This window comes from Sinomonas sp. B1-1 (assembly GCF_050474465.1).
Taxonomy (GTDB): domain Bacteria; phylum Actinomycetota; class Actinomycetes; order Actinomycetales; family Micrococcaceae; genus Sinomonas; species Sinomonas flava.
In genome coordinates this window covers 81,851-101,802 of record NZ_JBCHVF010000013.1, presented here as the reverse complement: position 1 = coordinate 101,802, position 19,952 = coordinate 81,851, and the positions used below count along the sequence as shown (strand labels likewise).

At 72.6% G+C, this 19,952-nt stretch carries 20 protein-coding genes; 13 read left to right on the top strand and 7 right to left on the bottom strand.

Features of this window, described 5'->3' with window-relative positions; genetic code table 11:
* Window positions 1–83 precede the first annotated feature (83 nt).
* Window positions 84–1,505 carry an FAD-binding oxidoreductase gene (locus tag ACQ5BE_RS16415; protein ID WP_430298057.1) on the top strand — a complete coding sequence of 474 codons (1,422 nt, stop codon included), beginning with the start codon at window positions 84–86 and terminating at the stop codon, window positions 1,503–1,505.
* 58 nt (window positions 1,506–1,563) lie between these two features.
* Here ACQ5BE_RS16415 and ACQ5BE_RS16410 read toward each other — a convergent pair whose 3' ends face one another.
* The 3 genes from ACQ5BE_RS16410 to mshA form a co-directional block, all read right to left on the bottom strand.
* Window positions 1,564–2,214, bottom strand: coding sequence for a MerR family transcriptional regulator (locus ACQ5BE_RS16410; protein ID WP_430298056.1), 651 nt, complete (start codon window positions 2,212–2,214; stop codon window positions 1,564–1,566).
* A gap of 232 nt (window positions 2,215–2,446) precedes the next feature.
* Window positions 2,447–4,174 (bottom strand): formate--tetrahydrofolate ligase, encoded by a 1,728-nt coding sequence (locus ACQ5BE_RS16405; protein ID WP_430298055.1) that lies wholly within the window; start codon window positions 4,172–4,174, stop codon window positions 2,447–2,449.
* Between the two features lie 159 nt (window positions 4,175–4,333).
* The gene (gene mshA / locus ACQ5BE_RS16400) at window positions 4,334–5,602 is read right to left on the bottom strand and encodes a D-inositol-3-phosphate glycosyltransferase (protein WP_430298054.1); all 1,269 of its coding nucleotides are present in this window, start codon (window positions 5,600–5,602) and stop codon (window positions 4,334–4,336) included.
* A gap of 87 nt (window positions 5,603–5,689) precedes the next feature.
* Here mshA and ACQ5BE_RS16395 point away from each other — a divergent pair, with 87 nt between their 5' ends.
* The 7 genes from ACQ5BE_RS16395 to ACQ5BE_RS16365 all read left to right on the top strand — a co-directional run bounded on the left by ACQ5BE_RS16395 (window position 5,690) and on the right by ACQ5BE_RS16365 (window position 11,677).
* Window positions 5,690–6,445, top strand: coding sequence for a nuclear transport factor 2 family protein (locus ACQ5BE_RS16395; protein ID WP_430298053.1), 756 nt, complete (start codon window positions 5,690–5,692; stop codon window positions 6,443–6,445).
* Window positions 6,446–6,465: 20 nt separating this feature from the next.
* Window positions 6,466–7,644, top strand: coding sequence for an alanine racemase (gene alr, locus ACQ5BE_RS16390; RefSeq protein WP_430298052.1), 1,179 nt, complete (start codon window positions 6,466–6,468; stop codon window positions 7,642–7,644).
* On the top strand, window positions 7,641–8,342 hold the full coding sequence (gene tsaE / locus ACQ5BE_RS16385; protein ID WP_430298051.1) for a tRNA (adenosine(37)-N6)-threonylcarbamoyltransferase complex ATPase subunit type 1 TsaE: 702 nt from the start codon (window positions 7,641–7,643) through the stop codon (window positions 8,340–8,342). Before alr ends, tsaE begins: the two co-directional genes overlap by 4 nt.
* A complete protein-coding gene (gene tsaB / locus ACQ5BE_RS16380; RefSeq protein WP_430298050.1) occupies window positions 8,342–9,025 on the top strand; it encodes a tRNA (adenosine(37)-N6)-threonylcarbamoyltransferase complex dimerization subunit type 1 TsaB in 684 nt (227 codons plus the stop codon). Before tsaE ends, tsaB begins: the two co-directional genes overlap by 1 nt.
* A 41-nt stretch (window positions 9,026–9,066) precedes the next feature.
* The gene (rimI, locus tag ACQ5BE_RS16375) at window positions 9,067–9,522 is read left to right on the top strand and encodes a ribosomal protein S18-alanine N-acetyltransferase (protein WP_430298084.1); all 456 of its coding nucleotides are present in this window, start codon (window positions 9,067–9,069) and stop codon (window positions 9,520–9,522) included.
* Window positions 9,519–10,598 (top strand): tRNA (adenosine(37)-N6)-threonylcarbamoyltransferase complex transferase subunit TsaD, encoded by a 1,080-nt coding sequence (gene tsaD, locus ACQ5BE_RS16370; RefSeq protein ID WP_430298049.1) that lies wholly within the window; start codon window positions 9,519–9,521, stop codon window positions 10,596–10,598. The genes rimI and tsaD overlap by 4 nt, the downstream gene beginning before the upstream one ends.
* A 539-nt stretch (window positions 10,599–11,137) precedes the next feature.
* Window positions 11,138–11,677, top strand: coding sequence for a hypothetical protein (locus tag ACQ5BE_RS16365; RefSeq protein WP_430298048.1), 540 nt, complete (start codon window positions 11,138–11,140; stop codon window positions 11,675–11,677).
* 18 nt (window positions 11,678–11,695) lie between these two features.
* On the opposite strand, the gene ACQ5BE_RS16360 is transcribed toward ACQ5BE_RS16365, so the two are convergent.
* The 3 genes from ACQ5BE_RS16360 to ACQ5BE_RS16350 all read right to left on the bottom strand — a co-directional run bounded on the left by ACQ5BE_RS16360 (window position 11,696) and on the right by ACQ5BE_RS16350 (window position 14,879).
* Window positions 11,696–11,884 carry a hypothetical protein gene (locus tag ACQ5BE_RS16360; protein WP_344298708.1) on the bottom strand — a complete coding sequence of 63 codons (189 nt, stop codon included), beginning with the start codon at window positions 11,882–11,884 and terminating at the stop codon, window positions 11,696–11,698.
* On the bottom strand, window positions 11,881–13,029 hold the full coding sequence (locus ACQ5BE_RS16355; protein WP_344299058.1) for a glutamate--cysteine ligase: 1,149 nt from the start codon (window positions 13,027–13,029) through the stop codon (window positions 11,881–11,883). The genes ACQ5BE_RS16360 and ACQ5BE_RS16355 overlap by 4 nt, the downstream gene beginning before the upstream one ends.
* A 95-nt stretch (window positions 13,030–13,124) precedes the next feature.
* Window positions 13,125–14,879 carry an acyl-CoA dehydrogenase family protein gene (locus tag ACQ5BE_RS16350; RefSeq protein WP_430298047.1) on the bottom strand — a complete coding sequence of 585 codons (1,755 nt, stop codon included), beginning with the start codon at window positions 14,877–14,879 and terminating at the stop codon, window positions 13,125–13,127.
* A 116-nt stretch (window positions 14,880–14,995) separates the two neighbouring features.
* Here ACQ5BE_RS16350 and ykgO point away from each other — a divergent pair, with 116 nt between their 5' ends.
* Both ykgO and ACQ5BE_RS16340 read left to right on the top strand, forming a co-directional pair.
* A complete protein-coding gene (gene ykgO / locus ACQ5BE_RS16345) occupies window positions 14,996–15,118 on the top strand; it encodes a type B 50S ribosomal protein L36 (protein WP_208709681.1) in 123 nt (40 codons plus the stop codon).
* A 35-nt stretch (window positions 15,119–15,153) separates the two neighbouring features.
* Window positions 15,154–15,999 (top strand): shikimate 5-dehydrogenase, encoded by an 846-nt coding sequence (locus ACQ5BE_RS16340; protein ID WP_430298046.1) that lies wholly within the window; start codon window positions 15,154–15,156, stop codon window positions 15,997–15,999.
* 45 nt (window positions 16,000–16,044) lie between these two features.
* On the opposite strand, the gene ACQ5BE_RS16335 is transcribed toward ACQ5BE_RS16340, so the two are convergent.
* Window positions 16,045–17,268, bottom strand: a complete 1,224-nt coding sequence (locus ACQ5BE_RS16335) for a class I SAM-dependent methyltransferase (protein WP_430298045.1) — start codon at window positions 17,266–17,268, stop codon at window positions 16,045–16,047.
* 54 nt (window positions 17,269–17,322) lie between these two features.
* Here ACQ5BE_RS16335 and ACQ5BE_RS16330 point away from each other — a divergent pair, with 54 nt between their 5' ends.
* The 3 genes from ACQ5BE_RS16330 (at window position 17,323) to groL (ending at window position 19,903) form a co-directional block, all read left to right on the top strand.
* Window positions 17,323–17,709, top strand: coding sequence for a hypothetical protein (locus tag ACQ5BE_RS16330; RefSeq protein WP_430298044.1), 387 nt, complete (start codon window positions 17,323–17,325; stop codon window positions 17,707–17,709).
* A gap of 205 nt (window positions 17,710–17,914) precedes the next feature.
* Window positions 17,915–18,211 carry a co-chaperone GroES gene (gene groES / locus ACQ5BE_RS16325; protein WP_208709675.1) on the top strand — a complete coding sequence of 99 codons (297 nt, stop codon included), beginning with the start codon at window positions 17,915–17,917 and terminating at the stop codon, window positions 18,209–18,211.
* Between the two features lie 78 nt (window positions 18,212–18,289).
* A complete protein-coding gene (gene groL / locus ACQ5BE_RS16320) occupies window positions 18,290–19,903 on the top strand; it encodes a chaperonin GroEL (protein WP_430298043.1) in 1,614 nt (537 codons plus the stop codon).
* Window positions 19,904–19,952: the final 49 nt, after the last annotated feature.

Sequence of the window (19,952 nt, the reverse complement as noted above, 5' to 3'; positions counted from 1 at the left end):
AGCGGCGCGGCCGATCTGGGGGCGTGCGAGGCGCGGTGTGCGTCGGAGAGTGAGTCTCGCGAGATCCTCATCAGGAGGATTCCATGTCCACCCCAGCCTTCAACGCGCTCCGCGAGAGCGTCCGCGGCCCCGTGATCGAGCCCGATGACGAGGGCTACGAGGCCGCCCGGCGCGTCTACAACGGCATGGTCGACAAACATCCCGCCGCGGTGCTGCGCGTCGCGCAGACCGCCGACGTGATCACCGCGGTGCGGTTCGCGCGCGACGCGGGGCTCGACCTCGCCATCCGCGGCGGCGGCCACAGCGCACCCGGCTTCGGAACGGTCGACGACGGACTCGTCCTGGACTTCTCCGCGCACCGCGGCGTCTGGGTCGACCCGCAGGAGAAGCGCGCCCGGGCAGAGGCCGGCGCGACGTGGGGCGACTACAACCACGCCACGCACGCGTTCGGGCTCGCGAGCACCGGCGGCATCCTCAGCACGACCGGGGTCGCCGGGCTCACGCTCGGCGGCGGGATCGGCTACCTGGCGCGCAAGCACGGCCTCGCGTGCGACAACCTCCTCTCCGCGGACGTGGTCCTCGCCGACGGCCGGTTCGTCCGCGCCAGCGCCGAGTCCGAGCCGGACCTGTTCTGGGCCCTGCGCGGCGGCGGCGGCAACTTCGGCGTGGTGACCTCGTTCGAGTTCGCGCTGCACGACGTCGACACCGTCCACGTGGGCATCGTCGCGTTCCCCGCGGCCGAGGGCATCGCCGTCGGGGAGTTCTACCGCGACTGGATCGCGTCCCAGCCCGAGGAGTTCGGCGCGTTCTTCGCCTACCACCAGGCGCCGCCCGTCCCGTTCATCCCCGAGGAGTGGCACGGCCGGCAGGTGGCGCTGATCGTGGGGATGTGGACCGGGGACCTCGCCGAGGGGGAGTCGCGGTGGGCCCCTGTGCTCAAGGCGGCGCCGACGGTCGGGTCCCTCGTGGCCCCGATGCCGTACCCGTTCCTCAACGCCGCATTCGACGCCGCCAACCCGCCGGGCCTGCAGGGCTACTGGAAGGCGGACTTCGCCCGCGAGCTCAGCGACGACATCCTGCGCGTGGCCCAGCAGTTCGGATCGACAGTGCCGAGCCTCTCCACCGCCAACCACTTCTACCCGATCGACGGCGCGGTGCAGCGCGTGCCGGCCGGCGCCACCGCGTTCCCGTACCGGGACGTGAACTTCGCGCCCGTCATCGCGGGGGCGTGGGAGGACCCGGCGGACAACGAGGCCAACATCGACTGGGTGCGCCGCTACTGGAGCGCCCTGCACGAGTTCACCGAGCCCGCCGGGTACATCAACTTCCAGGACGCCGACGACCAGGCGCGCATCGAGACGAACTACGGCCCCAGCTTCGCCCGGCTGGCGCAGGTCAAGTCCGTCTACGACCCGGACAACTTCTTCCACGTCAACCAGAACATCAAGCCCGCGCACGCGAGCGAGGGCGCGGAGGCGGCACCGAGCGAGCCGGCGCCGGCCTGACAGCCGCCCACGACGGCGCGTGCCCGGCCCGCGGGGGCAGGACACGCGCCGTCGTGCGTCACGGGCCCGGCGCCGGGGGGCTCAGGCGGCTCGGGCCGGGGGCCGCCCGGCCGTAGCTCATGATCGACCGGCTCGTCTGCGCGAGCGCGAGCAGGCGCTGGACCAGCTCGGCGTTCATGTGCATGCCGACCGCGGCGCGGACCACGAGCTCCTCGAGGTCCTCGGCCTCGACCGCGTTCGCGACGTCGGCGGCAGCGATGTCGTCGACGGCGCGCGCGTACGCGGTGAGCTGGGCGTCGGTGGGCATGACCCCGAGCGCCGCCATCGCCTCGAGGTGCGCATCCAGCGCGGCGCGGGCCCCGGTCGGGACGTCCGGCCACCCCACGGCCGCCACGACTTGGTTCCCCGCCGCGGTGCGCCCGGGCCGGGGCGCGTCGAGGCGCTGGATCACGGCCTGGAGCGCCTTCATGACCTCGATGCGGTCCGCGCCCTCGTCGATCAGGCCCACGACGGCGCGCACCTGGGCCACGCTGAGTCCGACGGCCCTGCGCAGCGTGCTGATCGTGCCCAGCCGCGTGAGATGGGCCGGGCCGTAGTCCGCGAGGGTGGCGGTGACGGGCTTCCCGGGGCGCAGAAGTCCCTCCCGCAGGTAGAACTTGATGGTGGGGACAGGCGTCCCCGACCGGTCGCTGAGTTCGCTGAGCTTCACGGTCCCTCCCGCGGCTCCCTCGGTGCCGATGAGTCGGTGGAGGAGCCACACGTCATTGGATAGTGACGGCGCATGTTTCTATCCCTATGGCGCCTCCGTGGATAGCAACACTATCTTGGATCTTGCGTCCGCGCGGACGCCGAGGGAGCGTTGATGGGCTGATTTGGGGGGCGCTCCCTCGGCTAGGTGCTTCGCCGGCGCGCGTCAAGAAGCGGCGCGCGTCACACTCGCGTCAGAACAGTCCGACGACCTCGCCATCGTCGTCGAGGTCCATGCGCATCGCGGCTGGCACCTTCGGCAGGCCGGGCATCGTCATGAGGGTCCCGGTCACGGCCACGATGAACCCCGCGCCCGTGCGCGGCCACAGCTCCCGCACGTGCACCGTGAACCCCTCGGGGGCGCCGAGCAGCGCCGGATTGTCCGAGAACGAGTACTGCGTCTTCGCCATGCACACCGGCAGCCCGTCCCAGCCGTTCTCGTGGATCTGCGCCAGAGTCCGCCGCGCCTGCTCCGAGAACTCGACGCCGGCACCGCGGTAGACCTCCCGCACCACCGTGGCGATCTTCTCCTCCACGCTCAGCTCGAGCGGGTACAGGGGCCGGCACGTCCCGGGCTCCTCGAGCGCCGCGAGCACCTCGCGCGCGAGGTCGTCGCCGCCGTCGCCCCCGCCGCCGCGGCCCCACACGTCCGCCACCGCCACGCGGGCGCCCGCCGCGCCGCACAGGCGCACGACGGCGTCGAGCTCCTCGGGCGTGTCGGTCCCGAACCGGTTGACCGCCACCACGGGCTCGAGCCCGAACTTGCGCACGTTCTCCAGATGCCGGGCGAGGTTCGCGAAGCCGCGCTCGACCGCGGCCGCGTCCGGCACGGCGAGCCCGCCCTTGGGCACGCCGCCGTGCATCTTGAGCGCCCGCACGGTCGCCACGAGCACGACGGCGGACGGCGCCACGTCCGCGTACCGGGCCTTGATGTCCATGAACTTCTCGGCGCCAAGGTCCGCGCCGAACCCCGCCTCGGTGACCACGATGTCGGCGAGGCGCCGCGCCGTCGTCGTGGCCAGCGCCGAGTTGCAGCCGTGCGCGATGTTCGCGAACGGTCCGCCGTGCACGAGCGCCGGCGTGCCGGCGATGGTCTGGACGAGGTTCGGCTTGATCGCGTCCTTCAGGAGCATCGCCATGACGCCGGCCGCGCCGAGGTCCGCGACGGTGAGCGGCCTGCGGTCGTAGGTGTAGCCGAAGGTGATGCGGCCCAGGCGCTCCTTGAGGTCCTCGACCGAGGATGCGAGGCAGAACACCGCCATGACCTCCGAGGCCACGGTGATGTCGAAGCCCGCCTCGCGCGGGACGCCCTGGGTGGGGCCGCCGAGGCCGATGACGATGTCGCGGAGGGAGCGGTCGTTCATGTCCATGACCCGCTTGAAGGTCACACGCCGCGGGTCGATCTGCAGGGCGTTGCCCTGGAAGACGTGGTTGTCGATCAGGGCGCACAGTGCATTGTTCGCTGCCGTGATGGCGTGGAAGTCCCCCGTGAAGTGGAGGTTGATGTCCTCCATCGGCAGCACCTGGGACCGGCCGCCCCCGGTCGCGCCGCCCTTCATGCCCAGGATCGGGCCGAGGCTCGGCTCGCGGATCGCGATCATGGTCCTCTTCCCGGCGCGGGACAGGGCGTCGGCGAGCCCGACGGTGAGCGTGGACTTGCCCTCCCCGGCCGGGGTCGGGGAGATCGCCGAGACGAGCACGACGTGGCCGCGGCGGTCCTGCCGGGGGAGGCGGGCGACGTCGATCTTCGCCTTGTACCGCCCGTACAGCTCCAGCGCGTCAGCGGGGATCCCGGCCCGCTCGGCGATCTCCTCGATGGGGCGGAGGGTCGCCGCGCGTGCGATCTCGAGGTCTGTGGGGGCTGCGGTGGACGCGGAGCTCCCGGAATCCCGGGCGCCCGGCGACGATGCCAAGGCGGTCATGGCGTCACCCTACCCCGCGCCCCGCCCATTCAGCGCGAACCTTCTGGGGGTCACCTTCTGGGGGTCACGTGCTGTGTTGGGGGTGATCTCGGGGTCAGAGGGGGTGACGTCGGCGGCAGAGGGGGTGACGTCGGCGGCAGAGGGGGTGACCTCGGCGGGTCAGGGGACGACGGCGTGCTCCGCCGCCATCGCGCGCTCGCGCAGCGCCGCGCGGTACGCCTGACGGGTGGCCTCGGCGGTCTGCTCCCAGCCGAACCGCTCGGCATAGATCGACGCCGCTCGCCCCAGGTCGGTGCGCGTCTCCGGGTCGTCGTGGAGCTGCTCGAGCACGGCGGCCCACGCCTCGGGCTCGTGCCCGTCGACGAGGAATCCGGTGCGGCCGTCGCACACCGCGCGCGTGAGCCCGCCGACCCGGGCCGCCACCACGGGGGTCCCGCACGCCTGCGCCTCGAGCGCCACGAGCCCGAACGACTCCGAGAAGCTCGGCATCGCCACGACGTCGGCGGAGCGGAACCAGTCCGCGAGCTCCGCCGCGGGCGCGGGCGGGAGGCGGCGCACGACGCCGTCGAGCCCCTCCTCGCCCACGAGCACGTCGAGGTCCAGCCCGGCCGAGCCGCTCGGCGCCCCCACGATCGACACGCGCAGCGGGATGTCCGGGCGCCGCCTCCGAAGCACCCCCGCCGCGGCCACGAGCACCTGCGGCCCCTTCAGCCGCTGGATCCGACCCGCGAACAGCACATGGAACGTCCCGGGCGCGATCCCTCGCCCGGCGCGGGAGCCCGTGCGGAACGCCGGCCGGAACACGGAGAGGTCCACACCGGGGGAGACCACGTCGATCCGGTCCTCGTCCACCCCGTAGTGCCGCTCGAGCTCGTCCCGCTCGGCCGGCGTGTTCGCCGTCAGCCGGGCCGCGGCGTCGGCGATCCTCTGCTCGCCGCGCTCGCGGTTGCTCGGCTCGGGCGTGTCGCCCGCGGCGAGGTGCAGGTTCTTCACCCGCGCCATGGTGTGCATCGTGTGGACCAGCGGGATGCCCAGCTCGTCCGAAACCCGCAGCCCCGCGATCCCGGACACCCAGTAGTGCGAATGCACGACGCCGGTCCGCTCGCCTCCCGCTGCGAGGCCGGCGCGCATCCGGCGCAGCACCCCGGCCGCGAACTCCTCGGCCAGCGGAGGCATCTGCTCCTTCGCGAGCCGGCGGCGGGGGCCGGCCTCGATGTGGTGGACCAGCGCGCCCTCCGCCAGCGCCACGACGTCCGGCTGGGCCGGATCGGTGGCGCGCGTGTAGATGTCCACCGCCAGGCCCGCTGCCGCGAGGGCGCGGGCCAGGTGCGAGACGTAGACGTTCATGCCGCCGGCGTCCCCGGCACCCGGCTGCTCGAGCGGAGACGTGTGGAGGGAGATCATCGCCACGCGGTGGAGGTGCTGCACGCTCCCAAGGCTACGTTGCCGCGGAAGCCGGCCCGGCGGCGTCGTGCGTCCCTTGTGCGCCGCCGGGGGCGGGCGCACCATGGCGGCATGAGCAACCTCGAGCGCCTGCGGGCAGCAGCCAAGGCGGCCTTCGTCGACCGGGACATCGATGCCGTGGACGACTACTGGGCCGAGGACTACATCCAGCATTCGCTGTACGCGCCAGCGGGCCGGGAGGGGTTCAAGGAAGCCCTCCGCACGCTTCCCGCCGATTTCGCGTACACCCCGGCGCGCGCGTTCGAGGACGGCGACTACGCCGTGCTCCACGGGACCTACGCGGGGTTCGGCCCCGCGCCGCTCGTCGCGTTCGACCTCATGCGCATGGAGGACGGGAAGAACGCCGAGCACTGGGACATCCTCGTCCCGGTCGTCGAGCCGACCGCGAGCGGCCGTTCGCAGACCGACGGGCCCGCGGACGTCGAGGACCTCGACCGGACCGGAGCCAACAAGGCGCTCGTGGCGGAGTTCGCGGAGAAGGTCCTCATCGGCCGCGACTACTCCGCCCTCGCCGACTACATCTCCTCCGAGGAGTACCACCAGCACAACCCCGAGGCCGCCGACGGCCTCGACGGGTTCGGTGCTGCGGTCGCGAAGTGGGCCTCGGAGGGCAAGGAACTCGTCTACCGCACGGTCCACCACCTCGTGGGCCAGGGCAACTTCGTGCTGACAGTCTCCGAGGGGGAGTTCGGCGTGCCCGTCGCCTACTGGGACCTGTGGCGGCTCAAGGACGGGAAGATCGTCGAGCACTGGGACGCGATCCAGCCCATCCCGGAGGCCACGCCCCACGGAAACGGCGTGTTCTGAGCCCCGAGTAGACTGCTGGCGTGACTTCCGAGCCCACCCCAGCCCCCTCCAGTCTGCCCACCGCCCGCGTGCCCGAGCGCGCCGCCGTCGTCGACCTCGATGCGATCCGCCACAACGTCGGCGTCCTGCGGCAGGTGGCGGACCCCGCCCGGGTCATGGCGGTCGTGAAGGCGGACGCCTACGGGCACGGCGCCGTCCAGGTGGCCCGCGCCGCGCTCGCGGCCGGGGCGGCGTGGCTCGGCGTCGCCCACATCTCCGAGGCCCTCGCCCTGCGCGCCGCCGGCATCGACGCGCCCATCCTCGCCTGGCTGCACACGCCCGACTCGAACTTCTCCGCCGCCGTCGCCGCCGGGATCGACCTCGGCTGCTCCGGCTGGGAGCTCGACCGGATCGTCGCGGCGGCCCGCGAGCAGCAGCGGCCCGCGCGGGTGCACCTCAAGATCGACACGGGCCTCGGCCGCAACGGAGCCACCGCCGAGCGCTGGGACTCCCTCGTCGGCGAGGCCGTCGAGTACCAGGACGAGGGGCTCCTGCGCGTCGTCGGCGTGTTCAGCCACCTGGCCGTGGCCGACGAGCCCCACCGCCCCGAGACGGACACCCAGCTCGACGCGTTCCGCGAGGCTGTCGCCGTGGCCGAGGACGCCGGCTGCGACCTCGAGGTGCGCCACATCGCGAACTCCCCGGCCGTGTTCTCCCGCCCGGACGCCCACTTCGACCTGGTCCGGGTGGGGATCTCCGTGTACGGGCTCTCGCCGTTCCCGGACCAGAGCTCCGCGGACCTCGGCCTCCGCCCGGCCATGACCCTCCGCGCGACCCTCTCCCAGGCCAAGCGCGTGCGCGCCGACCAGGGCGTCTCCTACGGCCTGCTCTACCGCACGCGCGACGCCGCGACGCTCGCCCTCGTCCCGCTCGGCTACGCCGACGGCGTGCCCCGGACCTCCTCCGGCGGCCCCGTGCAGATCGCGGGGGAGACGCACCGCGTCGCCGGGCGGGTCGCGATGGACCAGGTCGTGGTCGACCTCGGCCCGGACCCCGAACCCGCAGCGCTCGCCGGCGCCGAGGCCGTGCTGTTCGGCACCGGCGACAACGGCGGCCCCACCGCCGACGACTGGGCCCGTGCCGCCGGCACCATCAACTACGAGATCGTCACGCGCATCAGCCCGCGCGTGCCGCGCGTCTACGTCGGGGAGGGTGCGTGAGCGCTGCCGGCGCCCCGGCGTGGGAGCTCGCCTTCGCGCCCGCCTCCGCCGAGGAGACGCAGGCGCTCGGCGCGGCGCTCGCCGGCGCGCTCGCACCCGGTGACCTCATCGTCCTCACGGGTGAGCTCGGCGCCGGCAAGACCACGTTCACCCAGGGCCTCGGCGAGGGGCTCGGAGTGCGGTCCGGCATCATCTCGCCGACGTTCGTGCTCGTGCGGATCCACCCCAACCTGCCCGACGGGCCCCGCCCCGGCGGCCCGGACCTCGTCCACGTCGACGCGTACCGCCTCGAGGGGGAGGGCGAGATCGACGACCTCGACCTCGAGAACTGGGCGGACACCGCCGTCACGGTCGTCGAGTGGGGCCGCGGGCGCGTCGAGCACCTCGTCGACTCGTGGCTGGACATCGAGCTGGTACGGGCGGGGGCGCCGGCGCCCGGGGCCGACCACGCCGCGCCCGTCCTCGACTTCGACACCGAGGACGACGACGAGCCGCGCCTGCTGAGGATCCGCGCCTTCGGCCCGCGGTGGGCCGAGCACCCGCAGGTGGCGTGGCCTGCCGTCGACCGCCCCGCCTCCGCCGAGGTCACCCCGTCTGGCGCCGAGGTCACCCCTGGTGGCGCCGAGGTCACCCCGTCTGCCGCCGAGGTCACCCCTGGTGGCGCCGAGGTCACCCCTTCCCAGCGGGAGGCAGGCTGATGATCGTCCTCGCCATCGACACGTCAGCCATCGCATCGGCGGCGCTCATCCGCTGCCACGAGTCCTTCAGTGACGCTGCCGTCCTCGCATCGTTTGCCACCGAGGACACCAAGTCCCACGCCGAGGTCCTCGCGCCGGGCATCCGCGCCCTCCTCGACGAGCAGTCCGTGGGCGGGGCGGACATCGCCCGGATCGTCGTCGGCGTCGGGCCCGGCCCCTTCACCGGCCTCCGCTCCGGGATCGCCACCGCCAGAGCCCTCGCCTTCGCCTGGGACACGCCGCTCGAGGGCCTCATGAGCCTCGACGCCCTCGCGTGGGACGCCGTCGCGGAGGGCGCGCCGTCGGGCGAGTTCCTCGTCGCGACCGACGCGCGCCGCAAGGAGCTCTACTGGGCCCGGTACGCCGCGGACGGCACGCTCCTCGACGGCCCTCACGTGACCTCGCCCGGCGAGCTGCCCGCACTCCCGGTCTACGGGGCCGGGGCCGGGATCTACCCGGAGCAGCTCGCCTCCGCCGGCGCCCGGCCCGTGGCAGCGTTCGACGCCGCGCAGCCGACCGCCGCCTCGCTCGGCCTCGTCGCCGTGGCCCGGCTCGCGGCAGGCTCCCAGCTCGCCGACACGACCCCCCTGTACCTCCGCGAGTCCGACGCGCAGGTCCCCGGCCCCCGGAAGCGCGCCCTGTGAGCGGCGCGCGCGAGCTGCCCGCCGGCGTCGTGCTCCGCGACATGACCGAGGCGGACGTGCCCGCGGTCCACGCCCTCGAGACGGCGCTGTTCCCCATCGACGCGTGGCCCAAGCAGATGTTCCGCGACGAGCTCGCGCAGCCCGAGACGCGGCGGTACTACGTCGCGCAGGGGCCCGCGGGAGAGATCGTGGCGTATGCGGGGCTCATGTGCGTCGAGCCGATCGCGGACGTGCAGACGATCGCCGTCGTGCCCGAGTTCGAGGGGCGGGGGATCGGCTCTGCGCTCCTGACCGAGCTCATCGCGGAGGCACGACGGCGGGGCGCCGCCGACGTCCTGCTCGAGGTCCGCGCCGACAACCCGCGGGCCCAGGCGCTGTACCGGCGCTTCGGCTTCCGGCAGATCCACGTGCGCCGGCGGTACTACCGCGACGGCGTCGACGCACTCATCATGCAGCTGGCACTCGCACCCGTCGGGGCGGAAGGGGAACGCGAATGAACCGCGACGAGCCGCTGGTCCTCGGCATCGAGTCTTCGTGCGACGAGACCGGCGTGGGCATTGTGCGGGGGACGCGCCTGCTGGCCAACACCGTCTCCTCCTCGATGGACGAGCATGTGCGGTTCGGCGGCGTGATCCCCGAGATTGCGTCTCGCGCGCACCTCGACGCGCTCGTGCCGACGCTGCGCGAGGCGCTGGAGACCGCCGGCGTCACGCTCGACGAGGTCGATGCCCTGGCCGTCACGTCGGGACCGGGACTCGCGGGCGCGCTCATGGTGGGGGTGTGCGGCGCGAAGGCGCTCGCCGTCGCGACCGGCAAGCCGCTCTTCGCCGTCAACCACCTCGTGGCACACGTGGGGGTGGGACTGCTTGACGGAGGCGTGTACGGGGGAGCGCTGCCGCCGGACCTCGGCGCGCTGCTGGTCTCCGGCGGGCACACCGAGGTGCTGCGGGTGCGGAACATCGCGGGGGATGTGGAGCTGCTCGGCTCGACGATCGACGACGCCGCCGGCGAGGCCTACGACAAGGTGGCCCGACTGCTCGGGCTCGGCTACCCCGGCGGGCCGGCGATCGACAGGATCGCGCGCGAAGGCAACCCCAAGGCCATCCGGTTCCCCCGCGGGCTCACGCAGCCCAAGTACATGGGGACCGCCGAGGACCCCGCGGCGCGCCGCTACGACTGGTCCTTCTCCGGCCTGAAGACCGCGGTGGCGCGGTGCGTCGAGCAGTTCGAGGCGGCGGGCGAGCCGGTCCCGGTCGCGGACATCGCGGCGTCCTTCCAGGAGGCCGTCGTGGACGTCGTCACGTCCAAGGCCATCCTCGCGTGCCGCGAGCAGGGCATCGAGAACCTGCTGCTCGGGGGCGGCGTGGCGGCCAACACGCGACTGCGGGAGCTCACGGCTGAGCGGTGCGCGGCCGCGGGGATCTCCCTGGCGGTCCCCGAATTCTCCCTGTGCACCGACAACGGCGCGATGGTGGCTGCCCTCGCGGCCCGGGTCATCATGGACGGCGGCCAGCCGAGCGACCTCGATTTCGCGCCCGAGTCCTCACTGCCGGTGACCTCCGTGACCGTATAGCGGCTTCCGCGGGGTGCTGGTTTCAAAGTGCACAACTCGTGGGCGCCCGCGCACCTTGGACGCCTTCTGGCCGTCCGGGTTGTGCAGTTCCTGACACTGACCCCTCCCGAGTTGTCCACAGATGGCCAACGGGGCCTGCTCCCGCCTTGGACCACCGGGAGGATGTGAGGGTGGAACATGTCGCTGAGTACCTGGCTGCTGTCGGCGGGAGTGCCCGGGCGGCCCAGCTGCTGCAGCATTTCCCCGCACGCAGTGTGGCTGCGGCCGTCGCGACTGGAGACGTCCTCCGGGTAGGGCAAGGGCTCTATGCGCTCGCTTCCGTTGCAGCGGCAGAGCAGTTGGCCCTTAAGGCCAGGGGCGTTCTCTTCGGCAGGTCGGCCGCGCTCGCCCACGGGCTCGGAGTCCTGCATCGACCTGAGCTCGTCGAGGTGGCGGTTCCTCGGGGACGCCGGGCCCGGGTGGTCCCAGGCACAAGGGTCGTCACTCGGCTCCTGCCCCCGCGTGAGCTGGTCGCAAGGGGTGCTGTCCAGGCTACATCCGTGGTCCGTACCGTGCTCGACTGCGCTGCAGGCCTCCCATTCGCCGAGGGACTCGCCATCGCCGATTCCGCACTTCGTCTGGGCAGAGCCACACCAAGCCAGCTGCGGGATGCAGCACGCGACTGGGTGGGCAGGAACCGGAGGGCTCAGCAGATGGTCCTCGCTGCGATGGACGGACGGGCGGCGAACGCCTTCGAGTCAGGGCTCAGGGCCGCGTGCCTCGAAGCAGGCGTGGTGATGGAACCTCAGGTGAAGATCGCAACGGAAGGCGGCGAGTATCGGGTGGACCTCGCCAAACTGAAGCTGCTCGTCGCCGAAGCAGACAGCTTCGAGTGGCACGGCGGACGTGAAAGCCTGCACCGGGACTGCACCCGCTACAACGAGCTCGTCCGTGAAGGCTGCACCGTCCTGCGTTTCAGCTGGGAGCACGTGATGTTCGAGCGGGCATGGATCGGCGAGGTCGTATCAGCGGTCGACAGGCGTCTGAAACTGCACAAGTCGGAGTACAAGACAGGCGAGATCGTGCCTTCTGCGGCCTGACTTGTGTAGTTTCACACCTCAGGCCCGTCGCCGCCACCTCAGCACACCCTCCACCGCCGCATAGACGCCAGCGGCGCCGGCGACCCAGAGGGCAGGCTGCGGGTGGGAGGTCAGGGCGAGCACGAGGGCTGCCAGCGCGAGCACCAGCACGATCCGCAGGGGCGAGCGGCGGCGGCCACTCCGGCCGCCCCGGCTGGCGGGGTTCACGCCCCGTAGCCCTCGCGCATGAGCCGCGCCTCCTCGAGCACCACCGCCCGCAGGTCGCCCCCGTGGTCCGCGGCGACCCGGCGCTGGCGCTGGTACCCGGCACCGCGCCGGATGATCCCCTCGATGTCGCGCAGCTCGGCTTCGCACCCGAGATCCCGCGCGATGGGGGCCAGCCGCTCCATGGTTTCGGTGAGGTGCTCGGTGACGAGCTTCTCGTTACCGGCGGCATCGAGGATGATGATGGCGTCCATGCCGTAGCGGGCGGCGCGCCACTTGTTCTCCTGCACGTGCCACGGCGGCATGGTGGGGATGGTTCCGCCGGCGTCGAGGGCCCTCGAGGCCTCCTCGACGAGGCACTGGGTCAGCGCCGCGATCGCGCCGACCTCCTCGAGCGTCGAGAGCCCGTCGCAGACCCGCATCTCGATGGTGCCCAGCCGGGGGACGGGACGGATGTCCCAGCGGATCTCGCTGATCGTGTCGATGACCCCGGTGGTGAGCATGTCCTGGACGTAGCCCTCGAACCCGGCCCAGTCGGTGAACTGGAACGGCAGGCCGGCGGTGGGAAGCTGCTGGAACATGAGCGCGCGCTGGGAGGCGTAGCCCGTGTCCTCGCCGCCCCAGAAGGGGCTCGAGGCCGAGAGGGCCTGGAAGTGGGGGAAGTAGTTCACGAGCGCGTCCAGCACGGGCATGGCCTTGTCCCGCCGGTCCAGGCCCACATGGACGTGCACCCCGTAGATCACCATCTGGCGGCCCCACCACTGCGTCCGGTCGATGAGCTTGGCGTACCGCTCCTTGTCGGTCACCGGCTGGAGGCGCGGGGGGCTGAAGGGATGGCTTCCGGCGGAGAAGAGCTCGACCCCGATGCGGTCCGTCACCGTCCGCACCGCGGCGATGGACTCGGCGAGGTCCGCTGTGGCGTCGGCGACGGTGTGGTGGACGCCCGTGACGACCTCCACCGTGTTGAGCAGCAGCTCCTGGTGGATGCGGGGGCAATCGTCGGAGAACAGCTCGGCGTGCTCGTGGCCCAGACGGTCGAGGACCTGCGGGGCGACCGAGACGAGCTCGCCGCCGTGCTTGTCGACGAGGGCGAGCTCCCATTCCAGCCCGATGGTGGACTGCTCGGACTGCGCGAAGTCGATCTTCAGGTGTCTACTCCCGGGTCATGCCGGCGGTCCGCCGGCGGGCCGTACAAGTCCTCCCCAGTCTACGGGTCGGGCGGGCACCGGCCGGCGTCGCTGAGTCACATCACGCGGGCCAGGATCTCCTCGGCGCGCGCCGTATCGGAGAGGCAGCCATAGCCGAGGCGGCGCTCGCGCCCCAGCCGGGAGGCGATGAACGCCTCGGCGACGCACGACGGCGCGCCCTCCACGAGCAGGACGGCCTCCAGAGCCAGGGCGAGGGTCTCGGCCAGGGCCCGCGCCCACCGCTGGGCCTCCTCGGGCTCCCGTGCCGCGTCCGCCATGAGTGCGAGGGCGCGTTCGAGGTGGGCGTCGAGCTCCGGGTCTGCCCCGCGCGGCCGTTCGAGCTCCTCGGCCAGGGCCTCGGCGGTTTCGGGTTCGCGCGCGAGCGCCCGCAGGACGTCGAGCGCCACGACGTTACCCGACCCTTCCCAGATGGCCATGACGGGCTGCTCCCGGTAGCGCAGCGCCAGTGGGAAATCCTCCGTGTACCCGTTGCCCCCGAGGCACTCGAGGGCCTCCGCCGCGTGGCCCGGGCCGCGCTTGCATACCCAGTACTTCGCGACCGCGGTCGCGATCCGCGCGAAGGCCCTCTCCCGGCCGAGGTCACCCCGTGTGGCGCCGAGGTCACCCCGTGTGGCGCCGAGGTCACCCCCTGTGGCGCCGAGGTCACCCCCTGTGGCGCCGAGGTCACCCCCTGTGGCGCCGAGGTCACCCCCCGGACGCGGCCACACGGCGTCGTCCGCGGCGGCGAGCCGCATGCCGAGAGCCACCGCGCCCTCGTACTCGAGCGCGAGGTCGGCGAGCACGGCTGCCATGGCCGGCTGGCCGGCGAGGAGCCGCCCGAACGCGCGCCGGTGCCGGGCGTGCCACACCGCCTCCGCGACGGCCTGCCGCATGCCCGCGGCGGTCCCGAGGACGCAGTCCAGACGGGTCTCGTGGACCATCGGGATGATCGCCCGCACGCCCCGGCCCGGCTCGCCGAGCCGCCACCCGAGTGTGTCGTCGAACTCGACCTCCGCGGAGGCGTTCGAGCGGTTCCCCAGCTTGTCCTTGAGCCGCACGAGCCGGAACGGGTTCCGCGACCCGTCCTCGAGCACGCGCGGCACCAGGAAGCACGAGAGCCCGGCGTCCTCCTGGGCGAGGACCAGGAACGCGTCGCTCATGGGCGCAGAGCAGAACCACTTGGCGCCCGTGATGCGGGCGGTGCCGTCGCCGGCGTCGACCGCTCGGGTGGTGTTGGCCCGCACGTCCGAGCCGCCCTGCCGCTCCGTCATCGCCATGCCCATGAGCACCCCGGGCTTTGCCGCGGGCGGGACGAGCCGGGGGTCGTAGACGTCGCCGAGGAGCCGGGGCAGCCACTCGCGCCCGACGGCGGGTTCGCCCACCACCGCGGGCACCGCGGCGTGCGTCATGGAGACAGGGCACGCGTGCCCGGGCTCAGCCTGGGCGAAGAGCATGAACGCCGCCGCCCTCGCCGCGTGGGCGCCCGGGCGCGGGTCCGCCCACGACGACGTGTGCGCGCCGTGGGCGACCGCCGCACCGAGGACGTGGTGGTAGGCCGGGTGGTAGTCGACCTCGTCCGTGCGCTCGCCGTAGCGGTCCAGGGACCGGAGCACGGGCGGGTGGACGTTGGCGAGGCGCGCATGCTCGGCGAACTCCGCGGAGCCGGTCAGCCGGCCGATCCCCGCGAGCTCGGCGGAGGCCCACCCGGCGCCGTGGCGGCGGACCGCGTCCACGAGCGCGGCGTTGGAGGAGAACTCGTCGACGTCCGTGCGCGGCGGCGGCTGGTTGGCGCTCGCGGGAGTGGGCTCCATGGTCCCATTGCACACCCCGGCCCCCGCGGGGACCAGAGACGCGGAATATGAGAACAGTTCTCACTGTTGAGGGGTGCGAGGCCCACGAACCTCACAGACCGACGAAAGGAACCACGATGAAGGTCCGCAACTCCCTCCACGCGCTGAAGAAGATCCCGGGCGCGCAGGTGGTGCGCCGCCGCGGCAGGACGTTCGTGATCAACAAGAAGAACCCCCGCGTCAAGGCGCGCCAGGGCTGACGACACCGGGACCGGCGCGGCACTAGCCTTGTGCCGTGCCGATCCTGAACAAAGACATGACGCTGTGCATCTCGCTCTCGGCCAGGCCGAGCAACAACGGGACGCGCTTCCACAACTACCTCTACGAGGCCCTGGGCCTGAACTGGATCTACAAGGCCTTCGCGCCCACGGACCTCGCCCAGGCGATCGCCGGGGTGCGTGGGCTCGGGATCCGCGGGTGCGCCGTGTCGATGCCGTACAAGGAGGACGTGATCGCGCTCGTGGACCGGATGGACGCCTCGGCGGCCGCGATCGACTCCGTGAACACGATCGTCAACGACTCCGGCGTCCTCACCGCCTACAACACGGACTACACGGCGATCGCCCAGCTGATCGAGCGCAACGCGCTCGACCCGGAGTGGAGCGTCATGCTGCGCGGGTCGGGCGGCATGGCCAAGGCCACCGCCGCGGCGTTCCGCGACGCCGGATTCCGGAACGTGACGGTCGTGGCGCGCAATGAGGCAGCCGGGCGCGCGCTCGCGGACCTCTACGGCTTCGGGTGGAAGCCCTCGGTGGAGGCGGCGCTCCAGGACACAGCCCCCGGCTGCGCCGCGGCGGACATCCTCGTCAACGTCACGCCCATCGGCATGGCGGGCGGCCCCGACGCGGACTCGCTCGCGTTCCCCCAGGAGGCGATCGACGCCGCGCGCGTGGTGTTCGACGTCGTCGCGCTCCCGCCCGAGACCCCGCTCACCCGCGCGGGCCGCGCCGCGGGGAAGACCGTCATCTCCGGCGCGGAAGTCATGACGATCCAGGCCCTCGAGCAGTTCGTCCTCTACACCGGGATCACGCCGTCGCCCGAGCAGGTCGCCGCGGCCGAGGAGTTCATGCGGGCCCAGTGACGTCTGGCCCAGTGACGTCGGACCCCGCAACGGGTGGGGGGGAGCTCAGGCGGGTTCGACGACCGCCGCCACCCGCTGCTCGCCGATGCGCGTCAGCACCAGGGTCGCCTTCTTCGAGGCGCCCTTCTTCTGCCCGACCAGGAGCATCTTCCTCAGCTCCTCGGGCGTGACGGAGGTGCCGCGCTTCTTGATGTCCAGGACGCCGATGCCTTCCTCGCGCACCCAGGCGCGCAGGGCCTTGACGCTGTACGGCCGCACCTCGAGCACGCGGTAGGCGCGCGCGAACGGGGTCGCGACGAGGTCCGGCGCGCAGATGTACGCGATGTGCTCGTCGACGAGGTGGCCGCCGAGCCGTTCGGCCAGCTCCGCGACGAGGCCCGCGCGGATGACGGCGCCGTCGGGCTCGTAGAGGTAGCCTTCGAGCGGCCCGATGCGCGGCTCGGTGCCCTCGTCGAAGTCGGTCTCGGCGACGAGCTCGGACGCGCCCGCCGCGGAGAGCACGAGGGCGGCGCGCCGCACGGTCGGGCGCCGGAGGGCGTTGAAGTACAGCGCCACCTCGGCCACGTCGCCGTCGACCGACGCCCACTGCGCCTCGCAGCCGTCCGGGATGGACTCGTGCGGCACCCCCGGGCCGAGCTTGACGCCCACGGGCAGGCCGCGCGCGGCGAGGGACTCCACGAAGGACAGCGGCGGCGAGAACTCCTCCGGGTCCCAGATCCGCGTGGTGCCCGACGACGACGTCTCGCGCCGCGCCGGGTCCAGCCACACGCCGTCGAACGCCTCGAGCGGCACGGACTGGGCGTCCGCGTGCACCACGCGCGCCTTGGGGAACGGCATGAGGTTCATGGTCGCGCAGGCGGCGGTCGTCTCGTCGAGCTCGACGGCGGTCACCTCCAGGTCGAGCGAGGCCATCGCGAGCGCGTCGGCGCCCAGCCCGCAGCCGAGGTCCGCGACATGCGACACGCCGGCGTCGACGAACCGCCGCGCGTGCCGGGCGGCCACCGACAGGCGCGTCGCCTGCTCCAGGCCGGCCCGCGTGAAGAGCATGTGGGCGGAGAACTCCCCGAACTTGGCCTGCGCCTTGGCGCGCAGCCGTGCCTGGGACAGGACGGCCGAGACGAGCTCGGGGGAGTGACCCTCCTTGCGCAGCCGGGAGGACAGCGCGAGCGCGTCGTCCTCCCTGTAGGGGCCGAGGGAATTGAGGAGGGCCCAGCCCTCCGGCGTCAGCAGGGGCGCCAGCTGCTCCGGGGTGTGCTTGTCATGGGGCATCCTTCCAGCCTAAATGGGCGCCGTCCGGAGGTGCTCATTGGATAGGGTTGACGTATGGAGTCCACCCCAGCCGCTGACCCGTCGCCCGCGCGCCCGGATCGGGGGCGCAGCCTCATGCGGCTCCGCCCCGCGGCCCGCACCCTCCTGATCGCAGGCATCGCCGTCGCCCTCGTCGCCGGGGTGCTGCTCGCCGTCGTCCTCGGCCTCGACGCCTTCAACGCCGCCGTGTACTCCATGGGCGGGGACAAGAACATCAACGACGCCACCGCCGAGGCGCAGGCCCTGCGGGACCAGTACGCGGGCGTGAAGGCCGCGTCCATCGTGGGGGTCATCGTGGGCCTCGTCCTCCTGATCGGCTCGCTCGTCGTCCTCTACCTCTCGCGCCCGCAGAACGGCGACGACGGCGAGGACCTGAGCTTCGACGAGCTCGCGGGGGAGTAGGGCCGGCGAGGCCAGGCCCGGCCGGCCCTCGCAGGAGCGCCACGCTGGCACTCGCCTTGACCGAGTGCCAACCTGCTCACTAGAGTCGGCGGTAGCACTCGGCAGCGTCGAGTGCTAACCATGTCAGGCACGCTCCCGGCACCCGCGACGACGGTTGCTTGCCCGGCTCCCCAACCCGTGACCCGTTCATGAAAAGGAGAGATCCGTGTCGGTCTCCATCAAGCCCCTCGAGGATCGCATCGTCGTCAAGCCGCTCGAGGCCGAGCAGACCACGGCTTCCGGTCTTGTCATCCCGGACACCGCCAAGGAGAAGCCGCAGGAGGGCGAGGTCGTCGCTGTCGGCCCCGGCCGCGTTGACGACAACGGCAACCGCGTCCCGGTCGATGTCGCCGTCGGCGATGTCGTCCTCTACTCGAAGTACGGCGGCACCGAGGTCAAGACCGGCGGCGCCGAGTACCTCGTGCTCTCCGCCCGCGACGTCCTGGCGATCGTCGTCAAGTAACGCTCTGCGCTGCGCCCCGGCCGCCCCAGGCGGCCGGGGTGCCGTGTTTGGCCCACTCAGGAATCACAGGAGTACTGCATGGCTAAGCAGCTCGCATTCAACGACGACGCCCGCAAGGCCCTCGAGGCCGGCGTCGACAAGCTCGCCAACACCGTCAAGGTGACGCTCGGCCCGCGCGGCCGCAACGTCGTCCTCGACAAGAAGTGGGGCGCGCCCACCATCACGAACGACGGCGTCACGATCGCCCGCGAGGTCGAGCTCGACGACCCGTACGAGAACCTCGGCGCCCAGCTCGCCAAGGAGGTCGCGACCAAGACCAACGACGTCGCCGGCGACGGCACGACGACGGCGACCGTCCTCGCCCAGGCCCTGGTCAAGGAAGGCCTGCGCAACGTGGCCGCCGGCGCCGCCCCGGGCGAGATCAAGCGCGGCATCGAGGCAGCGGTCGAGGCCGTGGCAGGACGCCTCGTCGACAACGCCCGCGAGGTCTCGGGCCGCCACGTCGCGAACGTCGCGGCCATCTCGGCCCAGTCGGAGGAGATCGGCGAGCTGCTCGCCGAGGCCTTCGAGAAGGTCGGCCAGGACGGCGTCATCACGATCGAGGAGTCCTCGACCACCCAGACCGAGCTCGTGCTCACGGAGGGCATGCAGTTCGACAAGGGCTACCTCTCGCCGTACTTCGTCACCGACGCGGAGCGCCAGGAGGCCGTCCTCGAGGACGCGCTCATCCTCATCCACCAGGGCAAGATCTCCTCGCTCACCGAGTTCCTCCCGGTGCTCGAGAAGGTCCTGGCCGCCTCGAAGCCGCTGTTCGTCATCGCGGAGGACGTGGAGGGCGAGGCCCTCTCGACCCTCATCGTCAACCGCATCCGCGGCACCGTGAGCGTCGTGGCCGTGAAGGCGCCGGGCTTCGGCGACCGCCGCAAGGCCATGCTCCAGGACATCGCGACCCTCACGGGCGCCCAGGTGGTCTCCCCGGAGGTCGGCCTCAGCCTGGACCAGGTGGGCCTCGAGCAGCTGGGCACCGCCCGCCGCATCACGGTGACCAAGGACAACACGACGATCGTCGACGGCGCCGGCTCGGCGTCCGACGTCGAGGCCCGCGTCGCGCAGCTGCGCGCCGAGCTGGCCCGCACCGACTCCGACTGGGACCGCGAGAAGCTCCAGGAGCGCCTCGCGAAGCTCGCGGGCGGCATCGGCGTGATCAAGGTCGGCGCGGCCACCGAGGTCGAGCTCAAGGAGAAGAAGCACCGCATCGAGGACGCCGTGTCCTCGACCCGCGCGGCCCTCGAGGAGGGCATCGTGGCCGGTGGCGGCTCCGCGCTCGTCCACGCCGTCCGCGCCCTCGACGAGGACGAGGCCGTCACGGCCCTCACGGGCGACGCCGCGGCGGGCGTCAACATCGTGCGCCGCGCGCTCGTCCAGCCGCTGCGCTGGATCGCCCAGAACGCCGGGTTCGACGGCTTCGTCGTCGCCGCCCGCGTCCAGGAGGCGGAGGTCAACCACGGCTTCAACGCCAAGACGGGCGAGTACGAGGACCTCATCGCGGCCGGCGTCATCGACCCGGTCAAGGTGACCCGCTCGGCGCTGCGCAACGCGGCGTCCATCGCGGCCCTCGTCCTGACCACGGAGACCCTCGTGGCCGAGAAGCCGGCCGAAGAGGACGACGAGCACGCCGGCCACAGCCACTGACGCTCGTTCCCGCCGCGCGCACGACGGCGCGCGGTGACCACGGCGGCGG